Genomic DNA, 25,787 nt, shown 5'->3' on the forward strand with positions numbered 1-25,787 from the left:
CGTGGCCGCGGGGTTGGTGGGCTATGGCCTGCAGCGCGGGCTGCACAGCGCCAGTGAGCGCAAGGCCTTGGCCCAGGTAGTCAACACGCTGCGTGCGGCGCGGGTACAGGCCATCGTCACCGGGCAGCCCGCCCGCGCCCGTTTCGACTTGCAGCAGCGCACCGTGCAGGCCCCGGGCAAACCACCGGTGCAGTGGCCCAAGGAGTGGCAGGTGCGCGTGCAGACGGCCGAAGGCCTGGGCGCCGGGTTCGAGTTCTACCCCGACGGCGGCGCCAGCGGTGGCAACGTGCTGATCACCCAGGGGCCGCGCCGTTGGCGCGTGGACGTGGCCTGGCTGACCGGCGCCGTGCGTCTGCGCGACCTGCCATGACGCACCAACGGGGCTTCACGCTGCTGGAAATGCTCGCGGCGCTAGCGGTGCTGGCGCTGTGCGCCACCGTGCTGCTGGGCGCATTTGGCCAGAGTGCCCGCGCCTTGCAGCAAACCCAGCGCAGCGACCGGCTGAACCTGGCGGCCCGTTCATTGATGGACGCCCTGGGCGATGGGCCCTTGGCGCCAGGGCGCAGCCAAGGGCAGTGGGATGACGTGCAGTGGACCCTGGACGTGGCCGCGGTGCCTTCGGTACCCGGCCCCGACCGTTTGTGGCAATTGGACCTGCGCCTGAAGGCCGAGGGGCGCGAAGCTCGCTTCAGTACGCTGCAAGTGCGTAGCGCCGGGCTGGCGCCATGAGGGCTGAACGCGGCTTTACCCTGCTGGAAATCCTCGTGGTGCTGAGCCTGCTTGGCATCTTGCTGGGCCTTGTCGGCACTGCGCTGGTCAGCGCCAACCGCGCTTCGGCCAAGGCCGAACGGTTCAGCCAGCGCCTGGACGATCTGCGCGCGGCCCAGGGTTATCTGCGCCGCGCCATCAGCCAGGCGTTGCCGGTGGCGGCGGGGGACGCCGCGGCCAAGCCCGCGGTGTTCAACGGCCAGGCCCATGGCATGAGTTTCTACGCGCCGCTGCCCGAGTCGGTGGGTGGTGGGCTGTTCCAGCAGCAGGTAAGCCTGGAGCACCACCGGCTGCGGGTTCGCCTGGCGCGCCTGCAAGGCACCACCCTGCAGCCGTTTGGCGAACCCCAGGTGCTGCTGCCCGACGTGGAGCAGGTGACGTTCAGTTATCGCGGCCTGGCGCCCCTGGGCAAGGACAGCGGCTGGCTGGCCACCTGGCCCTGGCCGGAGCGGTTGCCCCGGGCCGTGCGCATCGAGGCCCGATTGCGTGGGCCGGTACCCTGGGTGACCGAGCAGGTCAGCCTGCGCCTGGACCTGGCCAGCGAGGCCACGCCATGACGGCCCAGCGCGGCGTCGCGCTGCTGGTGGTGCTGTGGGTGCTCGCGGTGCTGGCAACCTTGCTCGGCGCGCTGGCCGCCACCGTGCAGGTGCAGCATCGCCAGGCCCAGTGGCAAGCCAGCCATACCCAGGCACTGTTCGCCGCCGAGGCCGGTGTGGCCCAGGCCGTGATGGCGCGCCAGGCCCGCGATCCCCGGGCGCGCTGGCCCGCTGACGGCCAGCCCCACCAATTGCGCCTGGGTGATGCGGACCTGCGCGTCAGCCTGTACAGCGAGCGCGGCAAGCTGGACCTCAACGCCGCTTCGGCGCCGGACCTGAGCCGCCTGCTCAAGGCGTGCGGTGCCGCGCCCCAGGCCATCGAGCCGTTGCTGCAAGCGCTTGAACATCTGCGCCAGGGCCCTGTGCCGCTGCGCACGCTGGACGAATTCCGCGAGCTGCCGGGCATGGGCTTCGCGCTGTACCACTGTGCCGTGCCGTGGATCACCGTGTGGTCCGGCCAGGCCCAGCCCGACCCGGCGTTGGCCCCGGTAGCGCTGGCCCGGGCACTGGCGTTGCCTGCGGTGCGTGAGCCCGACGCCGACCCTGGGCCGATCCTCACCGTGCAGAGTGAGGCGCGCTTGCCCAACGGCTACCACACCACGTTGCAGGTAACCCTGATGTTGACCCAGACAAAGGAGGGCGCCAGGCCATATCGGGTCCTGCGCTGGCAAGAATGAAAATACGCTTACCAAATGGGCTGGAGCGCCTGCGGCACGGGCTTTATCCCCTGGTTCGGCAGTGGCAGGCCAGCCGCGCCCGGCGCTGGCTGCACGCCTGGTTGCAGGAATTGCACGGGCTGCTGCCAACCCCGCTGCGCGCACGCCTGGCCAGCGGCCCGGCCGTGCAGCGGCTGGCGTGGCCGTTGCCGGCCAGGCTCGATACCACGTGCCCAGCGGTACTGGAACTGCCCGCCCGTGAAGTCATGGCGCAAACCATCAGCCTGCCCGCGGCGGCCACTGCTGACCTGCAACGGGTGCTGGCCTTCGAGCTGGACCGCTACACGCCGTTCGCCGCCGACCAGGTGCACTTCACGGCCCGGGTCCTGCGGCGTACCGGCGACCAGGCACGGGTACTGCTGGTGGCGGTGAGCCGCGAGCGCCTGGCCGCGATACTCGAGCAGTGCCAGGCAGCGGGCATGACGCTGCGTGGCATAGATGCCAGGGCGGGCAACGGCGAGCCACTGGGTATCGACCTGTTGCCCGCGCACCTGCGCCCGGCACCGTCGCGCACGGCCCGGCTCAACTGCGGGCTCGCCGTGGGCGCCGTGGTGCTGCTGGCGGCGCTCATGCTGGCGACCCTCGGCCAGCGGCAGGCCCAGGTCGACCGCATGGCGCAAGCGGTGGCCCAACAGCGTCAACAGGTGACGGCCCTGGAGGCCGTGCGCCACGAGCTGACGGACACCCAGGGCGCCGCCAGTTACCTCGCCCGGCTGAAGACCGCGCGCCCGACGGCCACCGCGCTGCTGACCGAGCTCAGCGGTTGCCTGGGCGATGACACCTGGCTGGAGCAACTGGAGGTGCGCGACAACGGCGAAGTCAGCCTCAGCGGCCAGAGCCGTCATGCCAGCGCCCTGATCAGCCGCGCCCGGGACTGCCACAGCCTGCAAGGCGCGCATTTCCAGGGCGTGATTCAGCCCGATTCGCACACCGGCAATGACCGTTTCGCCCTGGCGGCGCACCTTTCCCAGGAGGCCGCCCATGCGCCGCCCCCCGACCCGCAATGAACGTCGCCTGGGCGCCCTGGCGCTGTTGGCCGTGGTGCTTTATGGCGCCTGGTACGTGTTGATCGACAGCTGGTTCGCCGCGCCCATGGCCGCGCTGGCCGATCAGGCCCAGGTACTCGATGCCCAGCACCAGCGCTACGCCCGGCTGCTGGCACAGGGGCCGGCGCTGCAGGCTGAACTTGAACACGCGCGTCAGGACCCCGCCAGCCGTCGCAGCCTGTTGCCGGGCGATGATCCCAGCGCGGCCGCTGCCGACCTGATGCAGGCGCTGGTGGACAAGGTCAAGGCCGTGTCGGCCCTGGGCCCGGGCTGCGAGGTCAGCCAGCGTATGCCGGTCGTGCCCGAGCAGGACAGCGCCCAGGCCTATCGGCACGTGAAGGTCAGCCTGACCCTGGCCTGCGGCACCGAACCCCTGATGCAGTGGCTGCACCAGCTCGAATACGGCCAGCCGAACCTGTTTGTCGAGGCCCTGAACATCAGCCGCGCCACTGACGCGCCGGAAAAAGGCCCGGCGGGGCGGTTGAAGGTGCAGGTGCTGCTGCGCGGTTACCTGACCGCCGCGGCCAGGGGAGCGCAGCCATGACGTTCATGCGCAGCACCTTGGGCCTGGCTTGCCTCAATGGCCTGCTGTTGGCGGCCGTCGCGTGGCAGTGCCTGGGGGGCGAACCCGCACCCCGGTGGGCACCCGTGGCGCAGCATTCGCCGCCACCCGTCAAGGCCGTACCCGTGCCCGCGTTGCTGCAACTGCCCGATAGCGAGCGCCAGGTGGCCTGGCAGCACCCGCTGTTCAGCCCCGACCGCCAGGCGGACGCGGCCAGGGGCGGGGCCGGCGCGCCGACGTTGGACGGTGTGCGCCTGAGCGGTGTGGTGGTCGACGGCGACCAGCGCTGGGCACTGGTGCGCCTGGCCAACCAGCGCTCCCTGAAGCTGCGCCTGGGCGATGCCCTGGACAGCGGCTGGACCCTGGCCCAGGTCAGCGCCACCACTGCCACGTTCCAGCGCCAGGGCCAGGCGCATACCTTGAATCTGCCGGTGCCGCGCCTTCCCGCGACGGCCGCGGCGCCTTTGCTCACCCTTCCTCACGTAGCGGCACCATGACTGATACCTTGCGCCTCACCCCGATTGCCGCGCGCCTGCGCGCCCCGACCCTCGGCCTGACGGCCGCCCTGGTGCTGGCCGGCTGCAGCGGCCAGGCCCACGACCTGGCCAATGACCCGGCGCTGATGCATGAAGCCCTGAACGGCACCGGCGACCAGCGCACGCCGATGCCCGTGGAACCCGTGGCCGCACCCGCCGCGCCCGCGCTGGCCCCGGTGTCCCGCAAGGTCATCGTCGGCAACCAGCGCTTCATTCGCCCCCCCGCCCCGGCCCAGGCGCCGGCCGCGGGCGCGGGCGAGCAGGGCGACATCATGTTCAACTTCACCGACCAGCCCATCGAGGCGGTCATCAACACCGTGATGGGCGACCTGTTGCACGCCAACTACAGCATCGCCCAGGACGTGAAGGGCAACGTCAGCTTCTCCACCTCAAAACCGGTGAACAAGCAGCAGGCCCTGTCGATTCTGGAAACCCTGTTGTCCTGGACCAACAACGCCATGATCCGCCAGGGCGACCGCTACGTGATTCTGCCCGCCGCCCAGGCCGTGGCCGGCAAGCTGGTGCCCGAGATGCCAGTGGCCGCGCCCACGGCGGGCATGTCGGCACGCCTTTACCCGCTGCGCTACATCGCCGCTACCGAGATGCAGAAACTGCTCAAGCCGTTCGTGCGCGACAATGCTTTCCTGCTGGTGGACCCGGCGCGCAATGTACTCAGCCTGGCTGGCACGCCGCAGGAACTGGCCAACTACCAGGACACCATCGACACCTTCGACGTGGACTGGCTCAAGGGCATGTCCATCGGCGTCTACGGCCTGCAACACGCCTCGGTGGCCGAACTGATGCCACAGTTGCAGAAACTCTTCGGCCCCGACAGCGGCATGCCGCTGTCGAGCATGGTCAAGTTCATGCCCAACGAGCGGACCAATTCCATCGTCGCCATTTCCTCGCAGCCGGCCTATTTGCAGGAGGTGGCGGACTGGATCAAGACCATCGACGAAGGCGGCGGCAACGAGCCGCAGATGTACGTGTATGACGTGCGCAACATGAAAGCCACGGACCTGGCCAAGTACCTGCGCCAGATCTACGGCAACGGCCAGATCAAGGACGACAGTGCCGCCAAGGTGGCCCCCGGCGTGCGGACTACCACGTTGTCGTCCCTCAATGGCACTGGTACCGGGACCAGCACCAGCACCAGCCAGTTGGGCGGTAGCCTCGGTACCCAGGCCAACGCCACCCAGGAGAGCGCCTCCCAGGACGATGAGGGCAGCGACGACAGCGAAGACAGCAGCGCCGACGCCTCTGCCACCGGCACTGCTGGCAAAACCCTGGAAGAAAGCGTGCGCATCACCGCGCAGAAGGGCACTAACCAGTTGCTGGTGCGCACCCGCCCGGCCCAGTGGAAAGAGATCGAGTCGGCCATCAGGCGCTTGGACAACCGTCCGTTGCAGGTGCAGATCGAGACGCGGATCCTGGAGGTCAAGCTTACCGGCGAACTGGACCTGGGTGTGCAGTGGTACCTGGGCAAACTGGCCGGCAACTCTTCCAGCACTACCGTGGCAAACACCAGCGGCAGCCAGGGCGCGCTGGGCAGTGGCGGGGCAGGGTTGGGGTCGACCGATTCGTTGTTCTACTCGTTCGTCAGCAGCAACCTGCAAGTGGCCCTGCATGCGCTGGAAACCACTGGCCGCACCCAGGTGCTGTCGGCGCCGTCGCTGGTGGTGATGAACAATCAGCAGGCGCAGATTCAGGTGGGCGACAACATCCCCATCACCCAGACGACCGTCAATACCAGCACCTCGGCCACCACGCTGAGCAGCGTGGAGTACGTGCAGACCGGCGTCATCCTCGACGTGACCCCGCGCATCAACCCGGGCGGCCTGGTGTACCTGGACGTGCAGCAACAGGTCAGCGACGCCGACACCAGCAGCGTCACCACCACGCAGCCAAACCCGAGCATCTCGACGCGCTCGGTATCTACCCAGGTGGCGGTTCAAAGTGGGCAGACGGTGCTGCTGGGTGGGTTGATCAAGCAGGACAACGCCGAGTCCACCTCCAGCGTCCCGGGCCTGGGGCGCATTCCGGGGTTGCGGTGGTTGTTCGGCAGCACCAGCAAGTCCAAAGACCGTACCGAGCTGATTGTGTTGATTACCCCGCGGGTGGTGGCCAGTGGCGACGAGGCGCGGCGGGCAACGGATGATTATCGCCAGCAGATGCAGTTGATTGGGCGGTGAAGGGGGAAGGGAGGCCATGGGCGGCCCCCCTTCCAGCCGAAGAAACCCAGGCGCAGCGCTCGGTTACCTGGCGCCTGGACATCCATTTCAACCCTAAGGCGCACTGCCTCCCGAACTGCTGCCCGGCGCCACCGGCGGTGCGTCCGACACCGTCTGGGTATCCAGGTCATCGCCACTGGCCTGGTCAGCTGTGGCGCTGCGGGCCAACTCGCGGGCACTGACCTGCACGGCACGCTGCACCGACGGCGGCAATGGGTTGCTGCTGGTCACCGACAACTGCTGCCGGAACGGGCTCAGCACGCGGGTGCGCAAGCGTATGTCATCCGAAGCCGCGCCGACGGCGATGTTGAACACATCGGCGTCCACTACCCAGGCATTGCGCGTGGGGTTGTAATAGGCCAGTGAGCGACCATTCAGCTCGATGGTCACGCGCCTTGTCTGGCCAGGTTGCAACAGCACTTTCTGGAAGCCCTTGAGCTCTTTGAGTGGCCGTGTCAGGCGCGGGTTGCGCTGGCCGACGTACAGCTCGGCCACTTCGGCCCCGGCACGCTGGCCGGTGTTGGTGATGTTGAACGACACCCGGATGGGCGAGTTGCCGAACGCCACCGCCGGGTTGACGCTGATGTTCGAGTAACGGAATTGCGTGTAGGAAAGCCCGTACCCGAACGGGTAGAGCGGTTTGGTGCCCATTTTTTCGTAGCCACGGTAGCCCAGCAGCAGGTCGCCGGCGTAGCTGATCTCGGTGATGGTGCCGTTGTTGTCAAACTGCGGGAAGTAGTTGTAGACAGGGTTGTCCTGCAGGTTGCGTTCCAGGCTCATCGGCAGCTTGGCCGATGGGTTGACCCGCCCGAACAGAATCTCCGCCAAGGCCTGGCCGCCGTTCTGGCCAGGGTAGAAGGCATGCAGGAGCCCAGGTACCTGGTCCACCCAGTCGTTCACCTTCAGCCCTGTGCCGCCATGGAGGGCGACGATGGTATGGGCGTTCTGGCTGGCGATGCTCTGGATCAACTGGCCCTGGAATTCCGGCAGTTCCCACATGTGGTCAAAGCCTTCTCCCTCGTACTCATTGCTGTTGCCAACGGCCACCAGCACGGCGTCGTAGCCGGCGATATCACTCGGGGCTACCAGCGAGGCCCAGCTCATCTGCACGCCGGTATAGCCGCCGAGGCTGGCGATGTAGTTGGGCCGGCGCGAGTATTCCAGCACCACGTCATAGGCCTGGCCGGCTTGCAGGGTGATCTTGGCGTATTGCGGGATGGTGGGGGGGATGGCGTTATCGGGCAAGGGCGTACCGTCGCCGTTGTTGATGATCTGCTGGCCGTTGACGGTGAGGTGAATCACTCCGTCGGCGCGCACCTTGAACACATGGTCGCCGCTGACGGTGGGGGTGATGCGCCCGGTCCAGCGAATGGAGGTACTGGCCGTGTTGCCGTCGGTGGGCAGGTTGGTGTCACTGTCCCAGTTGAGGTTGACGTAGGTGTCGGTGCGGGTCGTGGCCGCGGTCCCGCTCCAGTCGGTGTTGGTGAAGTACTCGGCGGTCAGCCCGGCGACGGCGGTGGTGCCGTCGGTGTCCAGGTGAGTCCAGGTAGCGGCGGCGGGGTCCAGGGACAGGCCGTCGAGGAACGTGACCTGGGCCTGGGGCGCGGTCTGCGCCAGGCCGCTGACTTCACTGATGTAGTTGCGCGCCGACACATACGCACTGCCGAAACCGGTAGGCGGCGCGTATTTGCCCAGTACCCCGACCACCGCGATTTTCTTCACGGTGTTACGGTCCAGTGGCAGCAGGTTATTGCTGTTCTTCAACAATACGATGCCTTCACGGGCCGTATTCAAGGCCGCCTGGTTACTCGCCGGGTTGTCCATGTCATGGGCCGTGGAAGGCACATAGGTATCAAAGTCGAACAAGTAGATCTGGCGCAGGATGCGCCGGACTTTGTCGTCAATAGTGGCCACACTCAATACGCCACTATTGATGTACGGGGTCAATACCGTGGCGTTCATCTGCGTGCCGAACAACATGTCGATATCGGCACCGGCCTGGGCTGCTTTCAGTCCATCGACAATGGCGGCATAGTCCGTTTGCACGAACCCGGGGAACCCCCACTGGTCTTTCAATATTTCGCGCAGCAAGTGGCGGCTTTCACACGCGTGGTCGCCATTGACCAATTGGAACGAACACATCATCAGTGACACTTTGCCATTCTTTGCCGCGGACTCGAACGGCGGCAGGGTCATTTCCCGCAATACCCGTTCCGGGATGCTTTCGTCGAGGGTGAAGCGGTTGGTTTCCTGGTCATTGGCGGCATAGTGCTTGGCGTCCGCCCAGATGCCCCGGGACTGAATGCCGTTGATCACCGCCGGGGCCATGCTGGCCCCCAGGAAGGGGTCTTCGCCGGTCAGGTATTCGAAGTTGCGGCCGCCGTAGGGCATGCGGTACATGTTCATGCCGGGACCGGTGATGTAGTGGTAGCCCCCGGTGGCCGTGTCATAGCCCAGGGCACGGCCGAAATCCACGGCCCGGCGCAGGTTGAAGGTAGCCGCCAGGTTCGGGCCGCTGGGGTAGACCACGCCCTGGTCGTTGCCCTGGCTGGTGTAGCGTACGCCCAGGCCACCGTCGGCGCCGTAGATTTGCGGCAGGTTGAAGCGCGGCAGGGGTTTTATGTCCCAACCACCGGTGCCGCCGATGTAGTCCAGTTTTTCCGCCAGGGTCATCTGGCTGAGGGTCTGTTGCGCCAGCGCGTCGGCTTGTTGCGCGGTGCGCGCCCAGGCGGCGTTACTGCCGAGTTGGGCAATACCCAGGGCCAACAGGGTCAATGAAGTTGCAAGTGCGGGTGAGCGTGTTCTTCTCATTTTAATTACTCCCACCGGCGACCCTCCAGGGAGGACCGGGCGTAATAATGACAACGAGGGCGAACTTGTAAAGCGGGTGAAACAGAATCCCTTTTTATAGGCCTTGAAAAAGGCAGCGGTTAAACCAGGTTAATCCGCACGTTGATGTTGCTATTGGATCCGTTACTCCCAGCCTCGTTTTTTTCGGTGCCATTCGCAGATGGCGCGGGTGCTGCACGAATACGCAATGAATGGGACTCCCGTTGGCCGCGTCTGTCAAACTTTAATGGCGCAACGGTTATCATCATTTCATCTGAGGGAGCCGCTGCTTGGAAAGATTAAAGTATTTGAGTTTTTAAGCATGTGACGTTGCCAAGTTTCCTGCCGGGGACTAAGGTGAGTGCTGTTTCATATCAACTGGCAGCAGGGAGAACGTGACGAAAAAGTTGTCTAGCTAACTAAGTTGGAGGTAGAGAATGAAAGCAATCATCGCGACCGTCGCGGTCCTTTCGTTGTGGGTAGTGTCGAACGCGGCCCTGGGGGCCGACAGCGATAATACATCCGGTGCGCCGGACGCTACCGTCATGACCCAGACCCACGACAGCAAGGCGGCAGGCAACAAGCATGGTGACGCAACCAAGGGCGGAAGGCCCGCCCCCCAGGCTACCACCCCTCGACCCTGACCCCGACGCGGTGCCGGCGCTGTGCGCCTGGCTGAGCAGCCATGCTGGCCTCAAGGCCGCGGACCTGGACCGCGCGGTGCGCCTGGTACCCGTGGGTACACCCAGCGCCTTGCCGGGGTTGTTGACCCGGCTCGGCCTGGTGTCGGAGCATGAAATGGCCCGCGGGTGGGCAGCGGTCCTTGAGCTACCGCTGCGCAGCAGTGACAGCGCCCCCGACACCCTTGACCCTTTGCCCCCGCTAAGCGAGCGGTTTCTGCGCCACCACCAGGTGGTGCCCGTGGGCTGGCAGCAAGGCACCCTGCAAGTGCTCATGGCTGCGCCCCAGGAGGCCTACCCGCTGCGGGCCACGGCCTATGCCTGTGGCTGCCCGGTGCAGCGCTGCGTGGGCACCCGCACTGATATCGACAGCCTGATCGAACGTTACTACGGCCAAGGGCGCTCGGCCATGGGCAGCCTGGTGGAGCACCTGGACGGCGGCCACGGCGACCAGGCCGACGACATCGAGCACCTCAAGGACCTGGCCAGCGAGGCGCCGGTGATCCGCATGGTCAACCTGATCCTGCAGCGCGCGGTGGAGCAGCGGGCCTCGGACATTCATATCGAGCCCTTCGAAAGCCAGTTCAAAGTGCGCTACCGGGTGGACGGCGTGCTGCTGGACGGTGAGGCGCCGCCCGCGGCCTCCGCGCCGGCGGTGATTTCACGGGTCAAGATCATGGCCCGCCTGGACATCGCCGAACGCCGCCTGCCCCAGGACGGGCGCATCATGCTGCGCTTGCAGGGCAAGGAACTGGACCTGCGCGTGTCCACCGTGCCCACCAGCTTCGGCGAGTCGGTGGTGATGCGCCTGCTGGACCGCCAGACCGTCAGCTTCGACCTGCCCAGCCTCGGCTTCGACGGAGCGCGTTTGCAGGGGTTCCTGGCCTTGCTCGACAGGCCGCACGGCATCCTGCTGGTCACCGGGCCCACCGGCTCGGGCAAGACCACCACGCTGTACACCGCGCTGACCCGGCTCAACACCAGCGAGCGCAAGATCATCACCGTCGAAGACCCGGTGGAATACCAGATCGAAGGCATCAACCAGATTCAGGTGAAACCCGCCATCGGCCTGGACTTCGCCGCCACCTTGCGTTCCATCGTGCGCCAAGACCCGGACGTGATCATGATCGGCGAAATGCGCGACCTTGAAACCTGCCGCATCGCTATCCAGTCCTCGCTCACCGGCCACCTGGTACTGTCCACGCTGCACACCAACAGCGCCGCGGCCAGCATCACCCGGTTGCTGGACATGGGCGTGGAGAGTTACATGATCGCCTCCACGGTGATCGGCATTCTCGCCCAACGCCTGGTGCGGCGCCTGGACCCCGCCTGCAGTGAAGCGTTCGAGGCACCGCCGGCGCTGGTGGCCGAGCACGGCCTGGACCGTTTCACCGATCAGCGCCCGATACGGCTGTACCGGCCCCGGGCCGATGCGCAGGGCGGTGGTTACCGCGGCCGCTGCGCGATCACTGAGTTGCTGGTCATGAACGAGGAACTGCGCGGGCTGCTGATGAACCACGCCGATGCCGCCACGCTGGAGCAAGCCGCCCGCCGGGGTGGCCTGCGCACGCTGTATGAAGACGGCCTGCGCCAGGCGCTGGCGGGCGTCACGTCGCTGGAAGAAGTGCTGCGCGTCACCCGCAGCGAGTGAGTGAACCGCCATGGCTCGTTTTCATTACCGGGTGCTGGACAGTGATGGTAGCGCCCGCCAAGGGGTGCTGGAGGCCGTCGATCGCCAGGCCCTGGCCCTGCAACTGCAACGCCAGGGGGCCCTGGTGCTGCACATCGAACCCGCAGGCGGGCGCTGGCTGGCCTGGTCGCCACGCCGCGGCCTGAGCGCCCAGGCGCTGGTGGCGTTCACTCAGCAGTTGGCCATTTTGCTGCATGCCGGGCTGGCGCTGGACCGCGCCCTGGGCATTCTCAACAACGCGCCGGGCAAGGCCCAGGCACCGGTACGAGCGCTGATCGGCCGAGTGCGCGAACGGGTCCAGGCAGGCCAGCCGTTGTCGGCGGCGCTTGCGCTGGAACCCGAGCAGTTTGCCCCCCTGTACCTGAGCCTGGTGCGGGCGGGAGAGGCGGGTGGGGCGCTGCAGGACAGCCTGCGGCAGCTGGCCGACTACCTGGAGCGCAGCCAGGCATTGCGTGGCGAAGTGATCAATGCGCTGATCTACCCGGCGTTCCTGGTGGTGGGCGTGCTGGGTTCACTGGTGCTGTTGCTGGCCTATGTGGTGCCGCAGTTCGTACCGATCTTCCAGGACCTGGGCGTGCCCATTCCGTTGGTGACCGAGGTGATCCTGGGGCTGGGGCAGTTCTTCAATCAATTCGGCCTGATGGTGCTGGCCGCCTTGATCGTCGTGGGGTTGCTGACCCGGCGTGCCCTGCGCGACCCCGACAGGCGCCTGCGCTGGGACCGCCGGCTATTGGGCTGGCCGGTGCTGGGCCACCTGGTGCGGCGCCTGGAAGCCGCAAGGGTGGCGCGCACCTTGGGCACACTGCTGGAAAACGGCGTGGCCTTGCTCGCGGCGTTGAAAATTACCTGCGAGGTGGCCGCCAACCGTGCCGTGCGCGCCCAGTTGCAGGGCGCCACCGAACAGGTCAAGGGCGGAGGGTCGCTGGCCCGCGCCCTGAGCCATGACAATCAACTGCCTGACCTGGCGTTGCAAATGATCCAGGTGGGCGAGGAAGCCGGTGAGCTGGACACCATGCTGCTCAAGGTAGCCGAGGTGTTCGACGCCGAGGCTCGGCGCAGCATCGCCCGGTTGCTGGCCGCGCTGGTGCCGACCCTGACCATCGTCATGGCCGTGCTGGTGGCGTTCATCATGTTGGCCATCATGCTGCCGCTGATGAGCCTGACCAGTAATATCTGAGGGCCTGACCATGCTGCCGCTGCATCGAACTCGCGGTTTCACCCTGCTGGAAATGCTCGCGGTCATTGTCCTGCTGGGCATCGTCGCTACCATTGTCGTACGCCAGGTCGGCGGCAACGTCGACAAGGGCAAGTACGGCGCGGGCAAGGCGCAGTTGGCCAGCCTGTCGATGAAGGTCGAGAGTTATGCCCTGGACATGGGCGCGCCGCCCCGGGACCTGGGGCAACTGGTGGAGCGCCCCGCGGGTGACAGCCGCTGGGCGGGCCCCTACGCCAAGCCTTCGGACCTCAAGGACCCGTTCGGCCACCCGTTTGGTTATCGCTTCCCGGGCCAGCACGGCAGCTTCGACCTGATTTTTTTTGGCCAGGACGGCCAGCCGGGCGGCGAGGGCTACAACGCCGACCTGGGGAACTGGGAATGAAAGGTGAGCGTGGCCGGGGTGGGGTAGCGCATCGGTGTTCTCGCCCGCAGGCTTTGCTACCACCGGCAGGTTTCACGCTGCTGGAACTGTTGGTGGTGATCGCCCTCATGGCCGTGGCCTTGGGCGTACTGGGCGTTGGCCTGGGGCAGGGTATGGCCGCGGCACGGGAGCGCCAGGCCCTGGGCGATATCGTCGGCGCCCTGCGCCAGGCTCGTACCCAGTCGGTGCTCAGCGGCCAGCCCCGGCAGGTCCGTTTCGACCTGGCGGGCCACCGCTACCAGGCACCCGGCCAGGCGCCCGGCCACTGGCCCGCCGACCTGGGGCTGCAGTTGACGACTGCCGCCGACCTGGGGGCTGCCGTGGCATTCTTTCCCGATGGCAGTTCTACCGGCGGCCACCTGCTGATGCAACGCGGTACCCGGCAGTGGCGCATCGACGTGGGCTGGCTGACCGGCAGCGTGCGGCTGCGGGCCCTGCCATGAAGCCGCGCGGCGCTGGCTTCGGCCTGGTGGAAATGCTCGCGGCCCTGGCGGTGTTCGCCCTGGGCTGCACCGTACTGCTGGTGGCGTTCGGGCAGGCCGCGCGCACCTTGGAGCAGGTGCGCGCCAGTGATCGCCTGAGCCTGGTGGCCCGTAGCCTGATGGACGATCAGCGCGGCCAGCGCCTGCAAGCCGGTGAACGACGCGGCAGCGAAGGGGCGCTGCGCTGGCGCCTGCAGATCAGCCGCGAGCCCGGGCCGGCCACGCTGCTGCCGTTGTGGCGCCTGGACCTGGATGTCAGCGAGGGCCGCCGCAGCCTGCGGGTCAGTACCTTGGCGGTGCAGGCGCAACCCGCCTTGGACGCCAGCCGATGAAGCGCCCAGCCAGCGGTTTCACCCTGCTTGAAATGCTTTTTGCCCTGGTGCTGCTGGCGGTGCTGATGGCCCTGCTGGGCACCGCGCTGCTGGGCGCCAACCGCGCGGCGCTCAAGGGCGAGCACTATGGTCAGCGCCTGGAAGCGGTGCGGGCCAGCCAGAATTTCCTGCACCACGCTCTGGAAGGGGCCTTGCCGGTGGAGCTGCCGGCGGAGGGCGAGCAGCCCCGGGTATTCGACGGCCAGCGCCAGCGCCTGGTGTTCGCCGCCGGCCTCAACAGTGCCCTGGGCGGCGGCCTGCAGGTGCATACCCTGGAACTCGTGGGCCTGGGCGGCCACCAGTCCCTGCAAGTGCGCTTCGAGCAACTGCTGCGCGGTGTCGCCCGGCCCTGGGGCCAGCCGCAGGTGTTGCTGGAGGATGTACGCGACCTGCGCTTGAGTTACCGCGGCCGGGACGACCGAGGCCAGCCTACCGCCTGGTTGCCCCGCTGGCCCTGGCCGGCGCGCCTGCCCCAGGCGGTGCGGATCGAACTGGACAGCGCTGGCCCGGTGCCGTGGGTGGCCCAGGTGGTGGCCCTGCGCCTGGACCTCAGTGAAACCCAGGGGGCGCCATGAACCGGGCGCAGCAAGGCATGGCGTTGTTGCTGGTGCTATGGGCCATGGCCCTGCTGGCCATGTTGCTCGGCACCCTGGTGGTGGAGGTGCGCCAGCAGGCGCGCCTGGGCCTGTGGCAAACCGAGCATACCCGCGCCAGCCTGGCGGCCGAAGCCGGGTTGAACCTGGCGGTGCGTGCCCTCACTGACGCCGACCCGCCACGGCGCTGGGTCGCCGATGGCCGCGTGCAGGCCTTGCGTTTCGACGACGCCACCTTGCAGGTCAGCGTGCGCAGCGAGCGCGGCAAACTGGACCTCAATGCCGCCGCGGCCGCGGATTTCGCCCGCCTGGTCGAGGCGTTGGGCTCGGGGCAGGGCCGGGCACTGGCGGCGGCCCTGGAGCAGCGCCGCGATGGCAACCAGCCGCCGTTGCGCGCCCTGGAAGAGTTGCGCGACCTGCCCGGGATGAGCACGGCCCTGTACCAGGCGCTGGTGCCGGACGTCACGGTATGGAGCGGCCAGGAAAGCCCCGACCCGGCTTTCGCAAGCCCCGTGCTGCAGCGTGCGCTGGGCCTGCCACGCGTGGCGGCCCTGGCCGGTGAGGCCGGTCAGGTGCTGAGTATTCGCAGCCAGGCGCAATTGCCCGACGGGTTCACCGCCGTGATCGACAGCACGGTGCTACTGTCACCCATGGAGAACGGCGCGCGCCCCTTCAGGGTGGTGCGCTACAACGAGTGAGGCGTGGCCCATGCGTGCAGTGTCCCTGTGGCTCTGGCAACAGCGGCTCAAAGGCTTATGGCAGGGCAGTGCCGTGCAGGGCTTCTGCCGTGCCTGGGGCCAGGAACTGCTGGCCAGCCTGCCAGCCGCCCTGCGCCGCGGCCTGCAGCCGGGCCGCGCACCCCGGCGCTGCCCGTGGCCTTTGCCCGCCGAGGCGTTGCCGGGCGAGCGGCTGGTACTGGAACTGCCGGCCGACCGGGTATTGGTGCAGCGCCTGGGCCTGCCGCTGGCGGCGGCCCGCGACCTGCACCGGGTGATGGACTTCGAACTGGACCGCTTCACGCCGTTCAGTGCCGGCCAGGTACATTACGTGGTGCGCCGCGAGGGCATCGACAGCGACCAGGTAGGGGTGACGCTGGCCGTGCTGCGCCGGGAGTGGTTGCAGCAGTGCCTGGACGAGTGTCACGCCCGGGGCGTGCTGCTGGCGGGTATCGACGTGCTGGACGCCCGTGGCCAGCCCATGGGCCTGGACCTGTTGCCCCACGCGCCTGCCGCCAGCGGCGGGGGGCAACGGCTGGCCTGGGGGTTGGCGCTGCTGTGCCTGACCCTGCTGGCGGCCGTGCCCTGGCAGTGGCGGCACAACCGCGAAACAGCGCTGGCGGCCATGACCCAGGAGGTACAGGGGCTGCGCACCCAGGCCGAGGCCGTGGCCGCATTGCGCAAGCGCCTGGACGAGGCTCAGGGCGCCGCGCAATTTCTCGCCCGGCGCCGGCTCGCGCAGCCCGGGCGGGCCTTGTTGCTCAGTGAACTGAGCCGTTGCCTGCCCACCGACACCTGGTTGCAGACCCTGGAAATCAATGGCGAAGGCCAAGTGGACATCGCTGGCTTCAGCAGCCACGCCAGCGGCCTGATCGCCCAGGTAAAGGGCTGTGATCACCTGGCCGATGCCCAGTATCAGGGCGTGATCCAGCCCGATGAGGCCAGCGGCCGCGAACGGTTCTACATGCGTGCCCGGGCGCGTGGGGAGGCTGGCGATGCGCCGCGCACTGACACCCCGTGAGCGCCGCGTCGGCGCCTGGTTGCTGGTGGCCCTGCTGGTGGCGGCTTTCTACAGCCTGCTGGTGGTGCCGCTGTGGATAGCCCCCCTGCAAGACATCGACAGCCAGATGCATACCCTGGCCGAGCAGCGCTTGCGTTACCAGCGCCTGTTGGCCCAGCGCGAGGCTCTGGAGCAGGGCGTGCAGGCTGCCCAGGCTGACGACGTGGGCCTGCTGCCCGGCGAAGACCCCAGCGCCGTGGCCGCCGACCTGATGCAGCAGGTGGCCCAGCGGGTCAAGGACAACGAGGCGTTGAACGGGGGCTGCCAGGTGACCCAGCGCATGCCCATCGTCACCCAGGACCAGGCGGCCACCCCGTTTCGCCAGGTGCGCCTGAGCCTGGACCTGGACTGCGCCATCCAGCCCCTGGTCACGTTGTTGCAGCAACTGGAAGGTGAGCAACCGCTGCTGTTTGTCGACGAACTGAACATCCGTCGTGCCGCCAACGCACCCGCGAGTGGTGGCGCCGGGCGGCTGGGAGTGCACCTGTTGCTCAGTGGCTACCTGGCCCCCGCGCAGGCGGCACGATGAGGGCCTGGCGCCGGCCGCTGGTGCAACTGCTGGCCGGGCTGGCGCTGATGCTGGCCGGGTTGCTCGCCTGGCTGGCCACTGGGGTCGGCACCCAGCCCCAGTGGCCGGTGGCCGAGCCCCTGCCTGTTCACGGCGCCATTGCGCCTGCCGTGGAGATACCGGCCGGGGTCGCCCTGGGCGAGGTGGCCAACGCCTGGCAGGCCCCGCTGTTCAGCCCTACGCGGGAGCCAGACCGATCGGTCCAAATGGCCAAGGCCACGCCTGACTTGAGTGGCCTGCGCCTCACGGGCGTGGTCATCGACGGCACGGTGCGCCGGGCACTGTTCAAGCAGGCCGACGGCCACGACCTGAGCCTGCGCGAGGGCGGCCAACTGGCCAGCGGCTGGCGCTTGCAACGCATCGAGGCCCAGGCCGTGGTGCTGGAACTCAATGGCCAGGTCCGGCGCCTGCAATTGCCTGCGCCACGCTTGCCAAATATGCCGGTGCCTGCGCCGGCGTCGTCCATACTGCTGAACAGGTCCGCGCCTTCGTCGCCTGCCCCCGGGGGTCACTGAGCATGCCGTCGTCCTTCGCCCTGATGCCGCTGTTTGTCGTGGTTGCCCTGGTGGGCTGCACGGTACCGCCCCATAGCCTGGACACCGACAACAGCCTGGAACGCGAGGCCCTGCGCGGCACCGGTGACCAGCGTGGCCCGGTTCCCGCCACGCCCATGCCGGCCGCGGCGGCCAACCCGCCGGGTGCGCCCAGCGGCGGCCAGCGGCAGATCATCCAGGGCAACCAGCGCTTCATTCAAGGCCCCGCCAACAGTGTCGGCAGGCCGGTGGCCGCAGGCCCGCGCCAGGGCGACGGCAGCGCCGGGGTCATGTTCAACTTCAACAACCAGTCCATCGTCGCGGTCATCAACACCATCATGGGCGACCTGTTGCAGGAGAACTACAGCATCGCCCAGGGCGTCACGGGCGACGTGTCGTTTTCCACCTCCAAACCGGTGGACAAGGCCCAGTCCATGGCCATTCTCGAATCGCTGCTGTCCTGGACCAACAACGCCATGATCCGCCAGGGCGACCGCTACCTGATCCTGCCGGCCAACCAGGCGGTGGCCGGGCAACTGGTGCCGTCCATGGGCATGCGTCAACCGGCCGCCGGGCTGTCGGTGCGGCTATTCTCGCTGCGTTTCATTTCCGCTGGCGAAATGCAGAAACTGCTCAAGCCCTTCGCCCGCGAGAACGCGTTCCTGCTGGTGGACCCGGCGCGCAACGTACTGGGCATGGCCGGCACCGCCGATGAGCTGGCCAACTACCAGGCCAGCATCGACACCTTCGACGTCGACTGGCTGCGCGGCATGTCCATCGGCGTGTTCGGCCTGCAGCGCGCGACCGTGGCCGAGTTGCTGCCGGAACTGCAGAAAGTCTTCGGGCCGGACAGCGGCACGCCCTTGGCGGGCATGTTGCGCTTCATGCCCATCGAGCGCACCAACTCGGTGGTGGCGATCTCGTCGCAACCCCAGTACCTGCAAGAGGTGGGCGAGTGGATACGCACCATCGACAATGGCGGCGGCAACGAGCCGCAACTCTACGTATACGACGTGCGCAACATGAAAGCCCAGGACCTGGCCCGCTACCTGCGGCAGATCTACGGCAGTGGCGCGATCAAGGAGGAGCCCGCCGCCGAGGTGGCGCCCGGCTTGACCACCACCACCCTGGGCACGCCTATCGGCAGCGGCGGCAGCAATGGGTCTGGCATGGGCAACGGTACCTTGACCAGCCTGTCGCGCAGCGGTGGCCTGGGGCAGGGCAGCAACAGCCTGACCCAGACCGCTGGCAATAATGGCCAGAACACCCAGGCGCAGAATGCCGACAGCACGGATGAACAGGATAACAATGCCACCGACACCACCGGCCGCAAGAGCCTGGACGACAGCACGCGCATCACGGCCCAGCAGAGCAGCAACCAGCTGTTGATTCGTACCCGGCCCAGCCAATGGGCCGAGATCGAAAACGCCATCCGCCGCCTGGACAACCCGCCCATGCAGGTACAGATCGAGACCCGTATCCTGGAAGTGGCCCTGACCGGCGAACTGGACCTGGGCGTGCAGTGGTACCTGGGCCGCCTGGCCGGCAACTCCACCACCACCGGCATTGGCAACGTGTCCGGTAGCCAGGGCGCCCTGGGCAGTGGCGGGGCAGGGCTGGGTGCCACCGATTCGCTGTTCTATTCGTTCGTCAGCAACAACCTGCAGATCGCCATCCACGCCCTCGAGTCCAGCGGCAAGACCCAGGTGCTGTCGGCACCGTCGCTGGTGGTGATGAACAACCAGCAGGCGCAGATCCAGGTGGGTGATGACATCCCCATCAGCCAGACCACGGTCAACACCATCGCTTCCGACACTACATTGAGCAGCGTCGAGTATGTGCAGACGGGCGTGATCCTCGACGTGACCCCGCGCATCAACCCCGGTGGGCTGGTGTACATGGACATCAAGCAACAGGTCAGCGACGCCGGTACCACCACCAGCGCCGACGTCAACCCGCGCATTTCCACCCGCTCCATCGCTACCCAGGTCGCGGTGCAGAGCGGCCAGACCGTGCTCCTGGGCGGCTTGATCAAGCAGGACGATGCCCAGACCGTGGCCAAGGTGCCGTACCTGGGCTCCATTCCCGGACTGGGCTGGCTGTTCGGCTCGACCAGCCGCACCAAGGCACGCACCGAACTGATCGTGCTGATTACCCCACGGGTCGTGACCAGTAACAGCGAAGCGCGGGAGGTCACCGACGAATACCGGCAACAGATGCAGTTGATGAAACCCTGAGGACCTAGCCAATGAGCAGCAAGAACACCGTATGCCTGTGGTATGACGGTACCGCCGTGGAGGCGGCGCAGTTTTACGCCAGCATTTTCGACGACAGCCAGGTGGTGGCGGTGCACCGTGCCCCCGGCGATTACCCCGCAGGCCAGGAAGGCGACGTACTGACCGTGGAATTCACCGTCATGGGCGTCCCTTGCCTGGGCCTCAACGGCGGACCCGGGTTCACGCACACCGAAGCGTTCTCGTTCCAGGTCAGCACAGCGGACCAGGCTGAAACCGATCGGTTGTGGAACGCGATCATCGCCAACGGCGGCCAGGCCAGCCAATGCGGCTGGTGCAAGGACCGCTGGGGCCTGTCGTGGCAGATCACCCCCAAGGCGTTGCTGGACGCGATCAGCCACCCCGACAAGGCAGCGGCCAGGCGCGCTTTCGAAGCCATGATGCAGATGAGCAAGATCGACATCGCCGCCATCGAGGCCGCTTTAAAGGGCTGACCCGGCCCTGTGGGACCAGGCTGCAACGGGGCAGGGAGGGGTTCAGAGCCAGGCACATGCAGCACCGCTGCATCGGTTGGCGAACCTGGAGGCGTTCCGCCACAGCCACCCGGACATCCCATCGCCCCCGAGGCCTTGAGCACCCCCGTGGCGGCGCATCACCTGGTGTTTCCCAAGGCACATGCCGGGTTTGCGCGGGTGCGCAGGTTCCTGGCGTGGATGGAGGGGGAGTTGGGGCAGGGGCTGGCGTACTGAGCAGAATTTCTTGAACCTCGGGTCGCTCTCCTTCTCGAATGGTTCGACAGCGCTATAACAGGCGAAACAGAGCACCTTCACCCACAGGAGACCCTTCATGCACGCTGACAGCCATGGCCGCGAAGTGCTAACCCTCAGAGGCCTGGAGATCGGCACCGGTACGCCCAGGATCATTGCCTCCATTACCGGCAAGGACGGGACCGACGCCGTGGCGCAGGCCAAGGGCATCGCAGAGGCCCACGCGGTGGATATCGCCGAGCTTCGGCTTGACTGCCTGGGTGAACCGCTCAGCCCCGCGGTGGTGAGCGACCTGGTTCGGCGCGTTACCGCCAGCCTGGTGGGCAAGCCCTTGATCGTGACGCTGCGCAGCAAAAGCGAGGGGGGCGAATGCACGTTGTCGGACGCGGACTATTTCGCGCTGTATTCGGCCCTGCTGCAAGAACGCCTGGTGGATGCGCTGGACGTGGAAATGATGAAGCCCCAGGCGCAGGTCATGGACCTTATCGCCCAGGCCCATGCCCAAGGCGTGGCGGTGGTGCTGTCCAACCATGATTTCGAGGCCACGCCGGCCCATGAGGTGATCATTCAGCGCCTGCGCCGCCAGCAGGCCATGGGCGCTGACATCCTCAAACTGGCGGCCATGCCGGCGACCGCCAAGGACGTCGTGACGCTGATGGCCGCGACCCAGGAAATGCACGCGCTGTATGCAGAGCGGCCGCTGATGACCATGTCCATGGGCCCCCTGGGGGTGGTGTCGCGCCTGGCAGGGCAACTCACCGGTGTGGCGCTGACCTATGCCAGCGCAGGCGCCCCTTCAGCCCCTGGGCAGTTGGATGCCGAGGCTGTTCGGCAGGTGCTGGGCATCATCGACAGGGGCACCAACGGCTGACCACATTGCTGGACCCGCAATGACCTTCGCGAGCCCCGCATGACTGCCGCGCACACCGGTTGGAGCATGGCTTGCCAGCGAAAGGGGCGACGCGGTGGGCCTGGCAGACCGTGTTGCCTGGTTCGCCAGCACGCCGCCCTCCACGTTTGTGATCGCTGGGTCACTGCAGGTCATCTGCATGACTGGCAACCCGATCGAACCCCACGGCGCTGCGCCGGTCGACTTTCTGTATGCAGGCCATCATCAGCCCAGGGGATACGATGTCACAGCCCAGCCGCACCATTGCCTGGTCACTCTTGCCGCTGTTGGCGCTGGCGGGCGCCACCGATGCCCTGATGATCGTGCACAGCAAGGATCTGCTCGCCGTGTACATGACCGGCAACAGCACCAAGCTCGGGGACTTTCTGGCACTGGCCGAGTGGGCGCGCGTCGCCGAGATCGCCAGTGTCATCGCCATGTTCGTGTTCGCTGCCACCTTCGCCACCTGGCTGGGAGACCGCGGTGGGCGTTGGCGCGCCAGCCTGGTGCTGATGCTGGTGGGCGTGCTGCTGATGCTGGCCGGCCCGTTGGCGGCCCAGGCGCCCCAACCCTATGCGCTGGCTACCGTGCTGGTGGTAGCCGCGGCCATGGGCGCGCTCAACCAGGTGCGGGTCGATGAGCCCGGGGTGACCTTTGTCACAGGCTCCCTGGTGAAGCTGGGGCGCTGCCTCGCCGGCGGGCGATGGCTACCCGCTACCGACGCCTTGCTGCGCTGGCTGTGCTTCCTGGCGGGTGCGTTAGCCGGTGCGCTGATCGACAGTCATCTGGGTACCCGGACCCTGCTATTGCTCGGGGCGCTGGCCACTGCGGGCGCTGTCGCCACCTGGGCCGTGCAGGCGCGCCTGCAACCGCTGAACGCTTGAGCTTGCCTGTTTTCTTGACGCTGGAGGGCATCACCATGTCAGACGCAACGCCTTATCCATTCGGCCCCCAGGGGCCGGGCACCGCCGAGGGGCCTGCATTGCCCAGGGCCGGCGCTGGCCGGCCGGCCAGCGAAATCGACCGAGGTACTGTCAGCGACGGCAAGGTTGAATTCATCAACTGGCGTGGCGACGCCGACCGTCCCGAACCGCCGCCGCCCGTACCCTTGGCGCCGGATCAGCGCATCGGTGTGGCCATCATCGGCCTGGGCCGCCTGACGCTGGGGCAGATCCTGCCGGCCTTCGCCGATTGCCTGTATGCCAAGCCGGTGGCGCTGGTCTCCGGCAGCCCTGAAAAAGCCCGGGCGGTGGCTGCCCAATACGGTATCCGGGCCGATGCCGTGTATGGCTACGAACACATCGAACGCCTGGCCGACAACCCCGAGGTGCAGGCGGTCTACGTGGTCACGCCCAATGGGCTGCACCTGGACCACGTGCGTGCGGCAGCCCGAGCGGGCAAGCACGTGTTGTGCGAAAAGCCCATGGCGGCCAATTCCGAGCAGGCGCGGCAGATGATCCACGCCTGCAGCGAGGCCGGTGTGCGCCTGATGATCGCCTACCGTTGCCAGTATGAGCCATTCAACAGCGCCGCCGCCCGGCTGGTGCGTTCCGGCGAGTTGGGCCGCGTGCGGGTCATCGAAGCCACCAACACTCAAGTTCAGGGCCCTGGCGGCCAGTGGCGCATGAATGCCGAGCTGGCCGGTGGCGGCGCATTGCCGGACATCGGCCTGTACTGCCTCAATGGCGTGCGGGCGATGCTGGGCGAGGACCCGGTGGAAGTCTATGCCCAGATCGTCAACCCGCAGGGTGACGAGCGTTACGCCCAGGTCGAGGAAACCACCAGCTTCATGCTGCGCTTTCCTTCCGGGGCCATTGCCAATTGCGCCACCAGCTATGGGGCGCATGAAACCAAGGACATGCGCCTGCGGCTGGAGAAAGGCTGGATTGAAATCGAGAACGCCTTTGCCTACCGGGGCCAGCGTCTGCGCGTCGCCAGGCGCAAGGGCACCCTGGAATCAGTGGAGGAGTTGCGTCCAGGCGCGGGTAATCAATTCAGCCTGGAGATCGATCATTTCGCCCAGAGCCTGCTCAACGGCAAGATACCGCGCACCCCTGGCGAGGAAGGGTTGCAGGATCACTTGCTGATGGAGGCCATCTACCGGTCGGCACAGGAAAACAGACCGGTGAAGATCGACTGGGAAAGCGTGCATCAAGCCGTTGAGCCTGAGTGACCTTGCCCCGCTGCCCGGTTGCCCTGTAGCGCATCAAAAACGCGGCCTCACGACCGCGACAGGTGATCTGCTTTGGCTGCGAATGCCTCCAGGTGCGCCACGCTGGCAGTCGCTCGCTGGCGTACCTGTTCGTCGGCATCGTCAGTAGCGCGCCGCAGCGCTTGCAGGGCCAGCGCCAGCTGGTCCAGCCCCTCACCCCAGTTGCCGAGAAAACCCGCGGCATGCCGACGGACGCAAGGGTAGGGCGACTGCAGCCCCTGGACCGCAGGGACCACGTCGGCGGCGCCGATGTCTGCCCAGGCGGGGCAGTCATCGAAGGCTGCTTCGATAGCCGTTTCAAGCTCGGGACGGGCTGCCAGTGCCCGCTCCACGGCCGCGTAGTGCAGAAGAGCAGGGTGTGCGCCGCGGGGCCGGAAGCTGTCGAAGTTCGCGCACAGCCCCTGGGCCGCCACTTCGGGTGCCTGGCCGCTGAGCCAGGCTTCATCGTTGAGGTAGCCCAGTGCCTTTATGCACCAGTTGCGTGTGGGTTCGTCGGGTGCCCGACTGGCCTGACCGCGCAGTGCGTCGAGCACTTCGACGCGGTTGCAGCCGGCCAGCCCCAGAATCCGGGCAGCGCAGGCAGAGTGTGCAGGCGCGTACAGCGTGTCGATCAGGCCCTCCCAGGCGGCGTCGCCATGGGCAATCAGCCAGCGCTGGGCGTCCTCGGTGCTGATACCGTCGTAGCAGCCCAGCCTGGACAGGTAGAACCGTGCCTGCTGCGCCCGCGGCTGGCGCGCCAACTCGCTGAGTTGCTGCTCAAGCGCCCGTTCCACCGGGAAGTGGGCCTCGAACTGCGCGGGCGTGAGGCTGCGTCTGGCCAGGGCGATGTCGCCCGACTCGTCATGGAAGAACGCGACGAAGCCGGGTGCGACCCCCGGCAAGGTGTGGGCGTGGGCGGACAACCTTTTGGCGGCACGCGCCACGGTGACCAGAAAGCGTTTTTCCGTTGCTTGCCAGTGCCGGCGAAACCGCTGGTTGGCGTGGGCCTGAAGGGGGGCATCCAACGCCAGCAGCGCCGCGTTGGCGTAGTCATGCAGATCCCAGTCCCAGCGCCAGTCCACCGGGTTCCAATCGTCACCCTGAAAGCTGAGATCGCTGGCAGCCCTGTCATGCAGGGCGAGGCTGGGCAGGGTAAGGGTGGCTTCTTCTTCCCGGTAGCTGGCGTGGAACACCGCGGCGTGCAGCGGGCCGTGGCCCTCTGCAAGCACAGCCTGAAGGGTGTCCTTGGCCGACTCGAACAGGGCGTGTTCAAGGGCTTTCCAGTTCATGCTCAGGTCCATCTGCTGGGGTAGGGGCCGCTTATCTTACTGTGGCGTGCGCGATTTGTGTGCGCGCGGGTTTCTGTGGCGTGGCAAAATGGGCGTTTTGATCATGGATTCGAGAGCATGCCCGGCAACCGCGTTACCCCCGCCCTGTGGACAATGATTCTGAACGCCGAAGGCGCTGCATTGCTGACGCCGGCGGGGGCCCGAAACTTTCTGGTGGGTTCGGGCGACCACCACGCCATTGACGTATTCACCGGCCGTGAGCGCGAGACCCGCGTACGGGTGCCACGGTTGGCGTTCGAACAGGCCCTGGACTTCCTGGCGACTGGCGGGCATGTAGGGGATGAAAACGCGGTGGCGGTGCAGTCGAGCAGTGACCCCCGTTCCGCCGGCCCGCTGTGCCGCGCCGCCCGGCTGCGCGCCAACGGCACCTTGGGTGCCAGGGTGATCACTTACGTATTGCCGCTGCTGGAATACTGCGACGTAGTGGGCATCGACCGGATGCGCATGCCCAGCGCTACGTGGCTGGAGACGTGATGGCTTCACCGGGTTCGCTCAGCCAGGTCGTCAGCACGCGACGATCCAGTTCTTCCCAGTCGGCCATGCCCAGCACCCGGGTCGTGTTCAGGCCTCGCAGGTAACCGCGCAGTTGGTTCGCGGTATCGCGCAGCAGGGTGCTGTCGGCCGTACCGGCACCCAGCACGGTTTCGTATTCGATCAGGTAGTCGGCCACCCGCTCACGGAAATCGGGTAGCACGGCGTCGCGAATCAGATCAAAGGTCCGCATCAGGCTTCCTTTTTAGTTG

Annotated in this window: 27 protein-coding genes and 1 pseudogene; 25 read left to right on the top strand and 3 right to left on the bottom strand. The window is 67.1% G+C overall.

The window, feature by feature from the left end:
* Position 1: 1 nt before the first annotated feature.
* Genes QBK88_RS25750 through gspD (QBK88_RS25785) form a run of 8 tightly spaced genes read left to right on the top strand, consistent with a single transcriptional unit; the run spans position 2 to position 6,416 of the window.
* Complete coding sequence (locus QBK88_RS25750) at positions 2-370, top strand: GspH/FimT family pseudopilin (RefSeq protein WP_277964251.1); 369 nt, start codon at positions 2-4, stop codon at positions 368-370.
* A complete protein-coding gene (locus tag QBK88_RS25755) occupies positions 367-729 on the top strand; it encodes a prepilin-type N-terminal cleavage/methylation domain-containing protein (protein ID WP_268142374.1) in 363 nt (120 codons plus the stop codon). The genes QBK88_RS25750 and QBK88_RS25755 overlap by 4 nt, the downstream gene beginning before the upstream one ends.
* Positions 726-1,325: a prepilin-type N-terminal cleavage/methylation domain-containing protein gene (locus QBK88_RS25760; RefSeq protein ID WP_277964252.1), complete on the top strand. Its 600-nt coding sequence runs from the start codon at positions 726-728 to the stop codon at positions 1,323-1,325. The genes QBK88_RS25755 and QBK88_RS25760 overlap by 4 nt, the downstream gene beginning before the upstream one ends.
* Positions 1,322-2,041: a general secretion pathway protein GspK gene (locus QBK88_RS25765; RefSeq protein ID WP_277964253.1), complete on the top strand. Its 720-nt coding sequence runs from the start codon at positions 1,322-1,324 to the stop codon at positions 2,039-2,041. Before QBK88_RS25760 ends, QBK88_RS25765 begins: the two co-directional genes overlap by 4 nt.
* Positions 2,038-3,087 (top strand): type II secretion system protein GspL, encoded by a 1,050-nt coding sequence (locus tag QBK88_RS25770; protein WP_277964254.1) that lies wholly within the window; start codon positions 2,038-2,040, stop codon positions 3,085-3,087. The genes QBK88_RS25765 and QBK88_RS25770 overlap by 4 nt, the downstream gene beginning before the upstream one ends.
* The gene (gene gspM / locus QBK88_RS25775) at positions 3,062-3,670 is read left to right on the top strand and encodes a type II secretion system protein GspM (RefSeq protein WP_277964255.1); all 609 of its coding nucleotides are present in this window, start codon (positions 3,062-3,064) and stop codon (positions 3,668-3,670) included. The genes QBK88_RS25770 and gspM (QBK88_RS25775) overlap by 26 nt, the downstream gene beginning before the upstream one ends.
* On the top strand, positions 3,667-4,185 hold the full coding sequence (locus QBK88_RS25780; RefSeq protein ID WP_277964256.1) for a general secretion pathway protein GspN: 519 nt from the start codon (positions 3,667-3,669) through the stop codon (positions 4,183-4,185). Before gspM (QBK88_RS25775) ends, QBK88_RS25780 begins: the two co-directional genes overlap by 4 nt.
* Entirely contained in the window at positions 4,182-6,416 is a 2,235-nt protein-coding gene (gene gspD, locus QBK88_RS25785) for a type II secretion system secretin GspD (RefSeq protein WP_277964257.1), read from the top strand. Before QBK88_RS25780 ends, gspD (QBK88_RS25785) begins: the two co-directional genes overlap by 4 nt.
* Before the next feature lie 93 nt (positions 6,417-6,509).
* Here gspD (QBK88_RS25785) and QBK88_RS25790 read toward each other — a convergent pair whose 3' ends face one another.
* Positions 6,510-9,266: a glycoside hydrolase family 3 C-terminal domain-containing protein gene (locus QBK88_RS25790; RefSeq protein ID WP_277964258.1), complete on the bottom strand. Its 2,757-nt coding sequence runs from the start codon at positions 9,264-9,266 to the stop codon at positions 6,510-6,512.
* 603 nt (positions 9,267-9,869) lie between these two features.
* Between QBK88_RS25790 and gspE the strand changes: the two genes are divergently transcribed.
* The 16 genes and pseudogenes from gspE (at position 9,870) to QBK88_RS25870 (ending at position 23,677) form a co-directional block, all read left to right on the top strand.
* Positions 9,870-11,615 carry a type II secretion system ATPase GspE gene (gene gspE / locus QBK88_RS25795; protein WP_277964259.1) on the top strand — a complete coding sequence of 582 codons (1,746 nt, stop codon included), beginning with the start codon at positions 9,870-9,872 and terminating at the stop codon, positions 11,613-11,615.
* Between the two features lie 10 nt (positions 11,616-11,625).
* Positions 11,626-12,831: a type II secretion system inner membrane protein GspF gene (gene gspF, locus QBK88_RS25800; protein WP_277964260.1), complete on the top strand. Its 1,206-nt coding sequence runs from the start codon at positions 11,626-11,628 to the stop codon at positions 12,829-12,831.
* Positions 12,832-12,841: 10 nt separating this feature from the next.
* Positions 12,842-13,252: a type II secretion system major pseudopilin GspG gene (gene gspG / locus QBK88_RS25805; protein WP_277964261.1), complete on the top strand. Its 411-nt coding sequence runs from the start codon at positions 12,842-12,844 to the stop codon at positions 13,250-13,252.
* Positions 13,249-13,734 (top strand): GspH/FimT family pseudopilin, encoded by a 486-nt coding sequence (locus tag QBK88_RS25810; protein ID WP_277964262.1) that lies wholly within the window; start codon positions 13,249-13,251, stop codon positions 13,732-13,734. Before gspG ends, QBK88_RS25810 begins: the two co-directional genes overlap by 4 nt.
* Positions 13,731-14,105 (top strand): type II secretion system protein, encoded by a 375-nt coding sequence (locus QBK88_RS25815; RefSeq protein WP_277964263.1) that lies wholly within the window; start codon positions 13,731-13,733, stop codon positions 14,103-14,105. Before QBK88_RS25810 ends, QBK88_RS25815 begins: the two co-directional genes overlap by 4 nt.
* On the top strand, positions 14,102-14,719 hold the full coding sequence (locus tag QBK88_RS25820; RefSeq protein WP_277964264.1) for a type II secretion system protein GspJ: 618 nt from the start codon (positions 14,102-14,104) through the stop codon (positions 14,717-14,719). The genes QBK88_RS25815 and QBK88_RS25820 overlap by 4 nt, the downstream gene beginning before the upstream one ends.
* Entirely contained in the window at positions 14,716-15,435 is a 720-nt protein-coding gene (locus QBK88_RS25825) for a type II secretion system protein GspK (RefSeq protein WP_277964265.1), read from the top strand. The genes QBK88_RS25820 and QBK88_RS25825 overlap by 4 nt, the downstream gene beginning before the upstream one ends.
* 10 nt (positions 15,436-15,445) lie before the next feature.
* Complete coding sequence (locus QBK88_RS25830) at positions 15,446-16,474, top strand: PilN domain-containing protein (protein WP_277964266.1); 1,029 nt, start codon at positions 15,446-15,448, stop codon at positions 16,472-16,474.
* Positions 16,449-17,042 carry a type II secretion system protein GspM gene (gspM, locus tag QBK88_RS25835; protein ID WP_277964267.1) on the top strand — a complete coding sequence of 198 codons (594 nt, stop codon included), beginning with the start codon at positions 16,449-16,451 and terminating at the stop codon, positions 17,040-17,042. The genes QBK88_RS25830 and gspM (QBK88_RS25835) overlap by 26 nt, the downstream gene beginning before the upstream one ends.
* A complete protein-coding gene (locus QBK88_RS25840; protein WP_277964268.1) occupies positions 17,039-17,596 on the top strand; it encodes a general secretion pathway protein GspN in 558 nt (185 codons plus the stop codon). Before gspM (QBK88_RS25835) ends, QBK88_RS25840 begins: the two co-directional genes overlap by 4 nt.
* A 2-nt stretch (positions 17,597-17,598) precedes the next feature.
* Complete coding sequence (gspD, locus tag QBK88_RS25845) at positions 17,599-19,851, top strand: type II secretion system secretin GspD (RefSeq protein WP_445765001.1); 2,253 nt, start codon at positions 17,599-17,601, stop codon at positions 19,849-19,851.
* Positions 19,852-19,862: 11 nt separating this feature from the next.
* Positions 19,863-20,342, top strand: a complete 480-nt coding sequence (locus QBK88_RS25850) for a VOC family protein (RefSeq protein WP_268142342.1) — start codon at positions 19,863-19,865, stop codon at positions 20,340-20,342.
* A 120-nt stretch (positions 20,343-20,462) separates the two neighbouring features.
* Positions 20,463-20,597 (top strand): annotated as a pseudogene (locus QBK88_RS25855) (LysR substrate-binding domain-containing protein); the annotation flags it as partial.
* 97 nt (positions 20,598-20,694) lie between these two features.
* Positions 20,695-21,486, top strand: coding sequence for a type I 3-dehydroquinate dehydratase (aroD, locus tag QBK88_RS25860; RefSeq protein ID WP_277964269.1), 792 nt, complete (start codon positions 20,695-20,697; stop codon positions 21,484-21,486).
* Between the two features lie 260 nt (positions 21,487-21,746).
* The gene (locus QBK88_RS25865; RefSeq protein WP_277964270.1) at positions 21,747-22,388 is read left to right on the top strand and encodes a YoaK family protein; all 642 of its coding nucleotides are present in this window, start codon (positions 21,747-21,749) and stop codon (positions 22,386-22,388) included.
* 35 nt (positions 22,389-22,423) lie between these two features.
* A complete protein-coding gene (locus QBK88_RS25870; protein WP_277964271.1) occupies positions 22,424-23,677 on the top strand; it encodes a Gfo/Idh/MocA family protein in 1,254 nt (417 codons plus the stop codon).
* A 47-nt stretch (positions 23,678-23,724) separates the two neighbouring features.
* Here the strand turns inward: QBK88_RS25870 and QBK88_RS25875 are convergent, their stop codons facing one another.
* On the bottom strand, positions 23,725-24,984 hold the full coding sequence (locus QBK88_RS25875) for a hypothetical protein (protein WP_277964272.1): 1,260 nt from the start codon (positions 24,982-24,984) through the stop codon (positions 23,725-23,727).
* Positions 24,985-25,101: 117 nt separating this feature from the next.
* Here QBK88_RS25875 and QBK88_RS25880 point away from each other — a divergent pair, with 117 nt between their 5' ends.
* Positions 25,102-25,518: a hypothetical protein gene (locus QBK88_RS25880; protein WP_268142326.1), complete on the top strand. Its 417-nt coding sequence runs from the start codon at positions 25,102-25,104 to the stop codon at positions 25,516-25,518.
* Here the strand turns inward: QBK88_RS25880 and QBK88_RS25885 are convergent.
* A complete protein-coding gene (locus QBK88_RS25885) occupies positions 25,499-25,768 on the bottom strand; it encodes a hypothetical protein (RefSeq protein ID WP_277964273.1) in 270 nt (89 codons plus the stop codon). The genes QBK88_RS25880 and QBK88_RS25885 overlap by 20 nt on opposite strands.
* Between the last annotated feature and the right edge of the window lie 19 nt (positions 25,769-25,787).

Source organism: Pseudomonas sp. RIT-To-2 (assembly GCF_029623465.1).
Lineage (GTDB): Bacteria > Pseudomonadota > Gammaproteobacteria > Pseudomonadales > Pseudomonadaceae > Aquipseudomonas > Aquipseudomonas silvicola.

What these genes read in the sequence shown, in the direction of transcription:
- QBK88_RS25830 (WP_277964266.1), top strand. Translation starts at nt 15,446, where the DNA reads ATGCGTGCAGTGTCCCTGTGGCTCTGGCAACAGCGGCTCAAAGGCTTA.
- QBK88_RS25770 (WP_277964254.1), top strand. Translation starts at nt 2,038, where the DNA reads ATGAAAATACGCTTACCAAATGGGCTGGAGCGCCTGCGGCACGGGCTT.
- QBK88_RS25880 (WP_268142326.1), top strand. Translation starts at nt 25,102, where the DNA reads ATGCCCGGCAACCGCGTTACCCCCGCCCTGTGGACAATGATTCTGAAC.
- QBK88_RS25850 (WP_268142342.1), top strand. Translation starts at nt 19,863, where the DNA reads ATGAGCAGCAAGAACACCGTATGCCTGTGGTATGACGGTACCGCCGTG.
- QBK88_RS25780 (WP_277964256.1), top strand. Translation starts at nt 3,667, where the DNA reads ATGACGTTCATGCGCAGCACCTTGGGCCTGGCTTGCCTCAATGGCCTG.
- QBK88_RS25885 (WP_277964273.1), bottom strand. Translation starts at nt 25,768, where the DNA reads ATGCGGACCTTTGATCTGATTCGCGACGCCGTGCTACCCGATTTCCGT.
- gspM (WP_277964255.1), top strand. Translation starts at nt 3,062, where the DNA reads ATGCGCCGCCCCCCGACCCGCAATGAACGTCGCCTGGGCGCCCTGGCG.
- QBK88_RS25870 (WP_277964271.1), top strand. Translation starts at nt 22,424, where the DNA reads ATGTCAGACGCAACGCCTTATCCATTCGGCCCCCAGGGGCCGGGCACC.
- QBK88_RS25765 (WP_277964253.1), top strand. Translation starts at nt 1,322, where the DNA reads ATGACGGCCCAGCGCGGCGTCGCGCTGCTGGTGGTGCTGTGGGTGCTC.
- QBK88_RS25810 (WP_277964262.1), top strand. Translation starts at nt 13,249, where the DNA reads ATGAAAGGTGAGCGTGGCCGGGGTGGGGTAGCGCATCGGTGTTCTCGC.
- gspM (WP_277964267.1), top strand. Translation starts at nt 16,449, where the DNA reads ATGCGCCGCGCACTGACACCCCGTGAGCGCCGCGTCGGCGCCTGGTTG.
- gspE (WP_277964259.1), top strand. Translation starts at nt 9,870, where the DNA reads ATGGTGACGCAACCAAGGGCGGAAGGCCCGCCCCCCAGGCTACCACCC.
- QBK88_RS25840 (WP_277964268.1), top strand. Translation starts at nt 17,039, where the DNA reads ATGAGGGCCTGGCGCCGGCCGCTGGTGCAACTGCTGGCCGGGCTGGCG.
- QBK88_RS25815 (WP_277964263.1), top strand. Translation starts at nt 13,731, where the DNA reads ATGAAGCCGCGCGGCGCTGGCTTCGGCCTGGTGGAAATGCTCGCGGCC.
- QBK88_RS25755 (WP_268142374.1), top strand. Translation starts at nt 367, where the DNA reads ATGACGCACCAACGGGGCTTCACGCTGCTGGAAATGCTCGCGGCGCTA.
- QBK88_RS25825 (WP_277964265.1), top strand. Translation starts at nt 14,716, where the DNA reads ATGAACCGGGCGCAGCAAGGCATGGCGTTGTTGCTGGTGCTATGGGCC.
- QBK88_RS25760 (WP_277964252.1), top strand. Translation starts at nt 726, where the DNA reads ATGAGGGCTGAACGCGGCTTTACCCTGCTGGAAATCCTCGTGGTGCTG.
- gspF (WP_277964260.1), top strand. Translation starts at nt 11,626, where the DNA reads ATGGCTCGTTTTCATTACCGGGTGCTGGACAGTGATGGTAGCGCCCGC.
- QBK88_RS25820 (WP_277964264.1), top strand. Translation starts at nt 14,102, where the DNA reads ATGAAGCGCCCAGCCAGCGGTTTCACCCTGCTTGAAATGCTTTTTGCC.
- gspD (WP_277964257.1), top strand. Translation starts at nt 4,182, where the DNA reads ATGACTGATACCTTGCGCCTCACCCCGATTGCCGCGCGCCTGCGCGCC.
- aroD (WP_277964269.1), top strand. Translation starts at nt 20,695, where the DNA reads ATGCACGCTGACAGCCATGGCCGCGAAGTGCTAACCCTCAGAGGCCTG.
- QBK88_RS25875 (WP_277964272.1), bottom strand. Translation starts at nt 24,984, where the DNA reads ATGAACTGGAAAGCCCTTGAACACGCCCTGTTCGAGTCGGCCAAGGAC.
- gspD (WP_445765001.1), top strand. Translation starts at nt 17,599, where the DNA reads ATGCCGTCGTCCTTCGCCCTGATGCCGCTGTTTGTCGTGGTTGCCCTG.
- QBK88_RS25865 (WP_277964270.1), top strand. Translation starts at nt 21,747, where the DNA reads ATGTCACAGCCCAGCCGCACCATTGCCTGGTCACTCTTGCCGCTGTTG.
- gspG (WP_277964261.1), top strand. Translation starts at nt 12,842, where the DNA reads ATGCTGCCGCTGCATCGAACTCGCGGTTTCACCCTGCTGGAAATGCTC.
- QBK88_RS25790 (WP_277964258.1), bottom strand. Translation starts at nt 9,266, where the DNA reads ATGAGAAGAACACGCTCACCCGCACTTGCAACTTCATTGACCCTGTTG.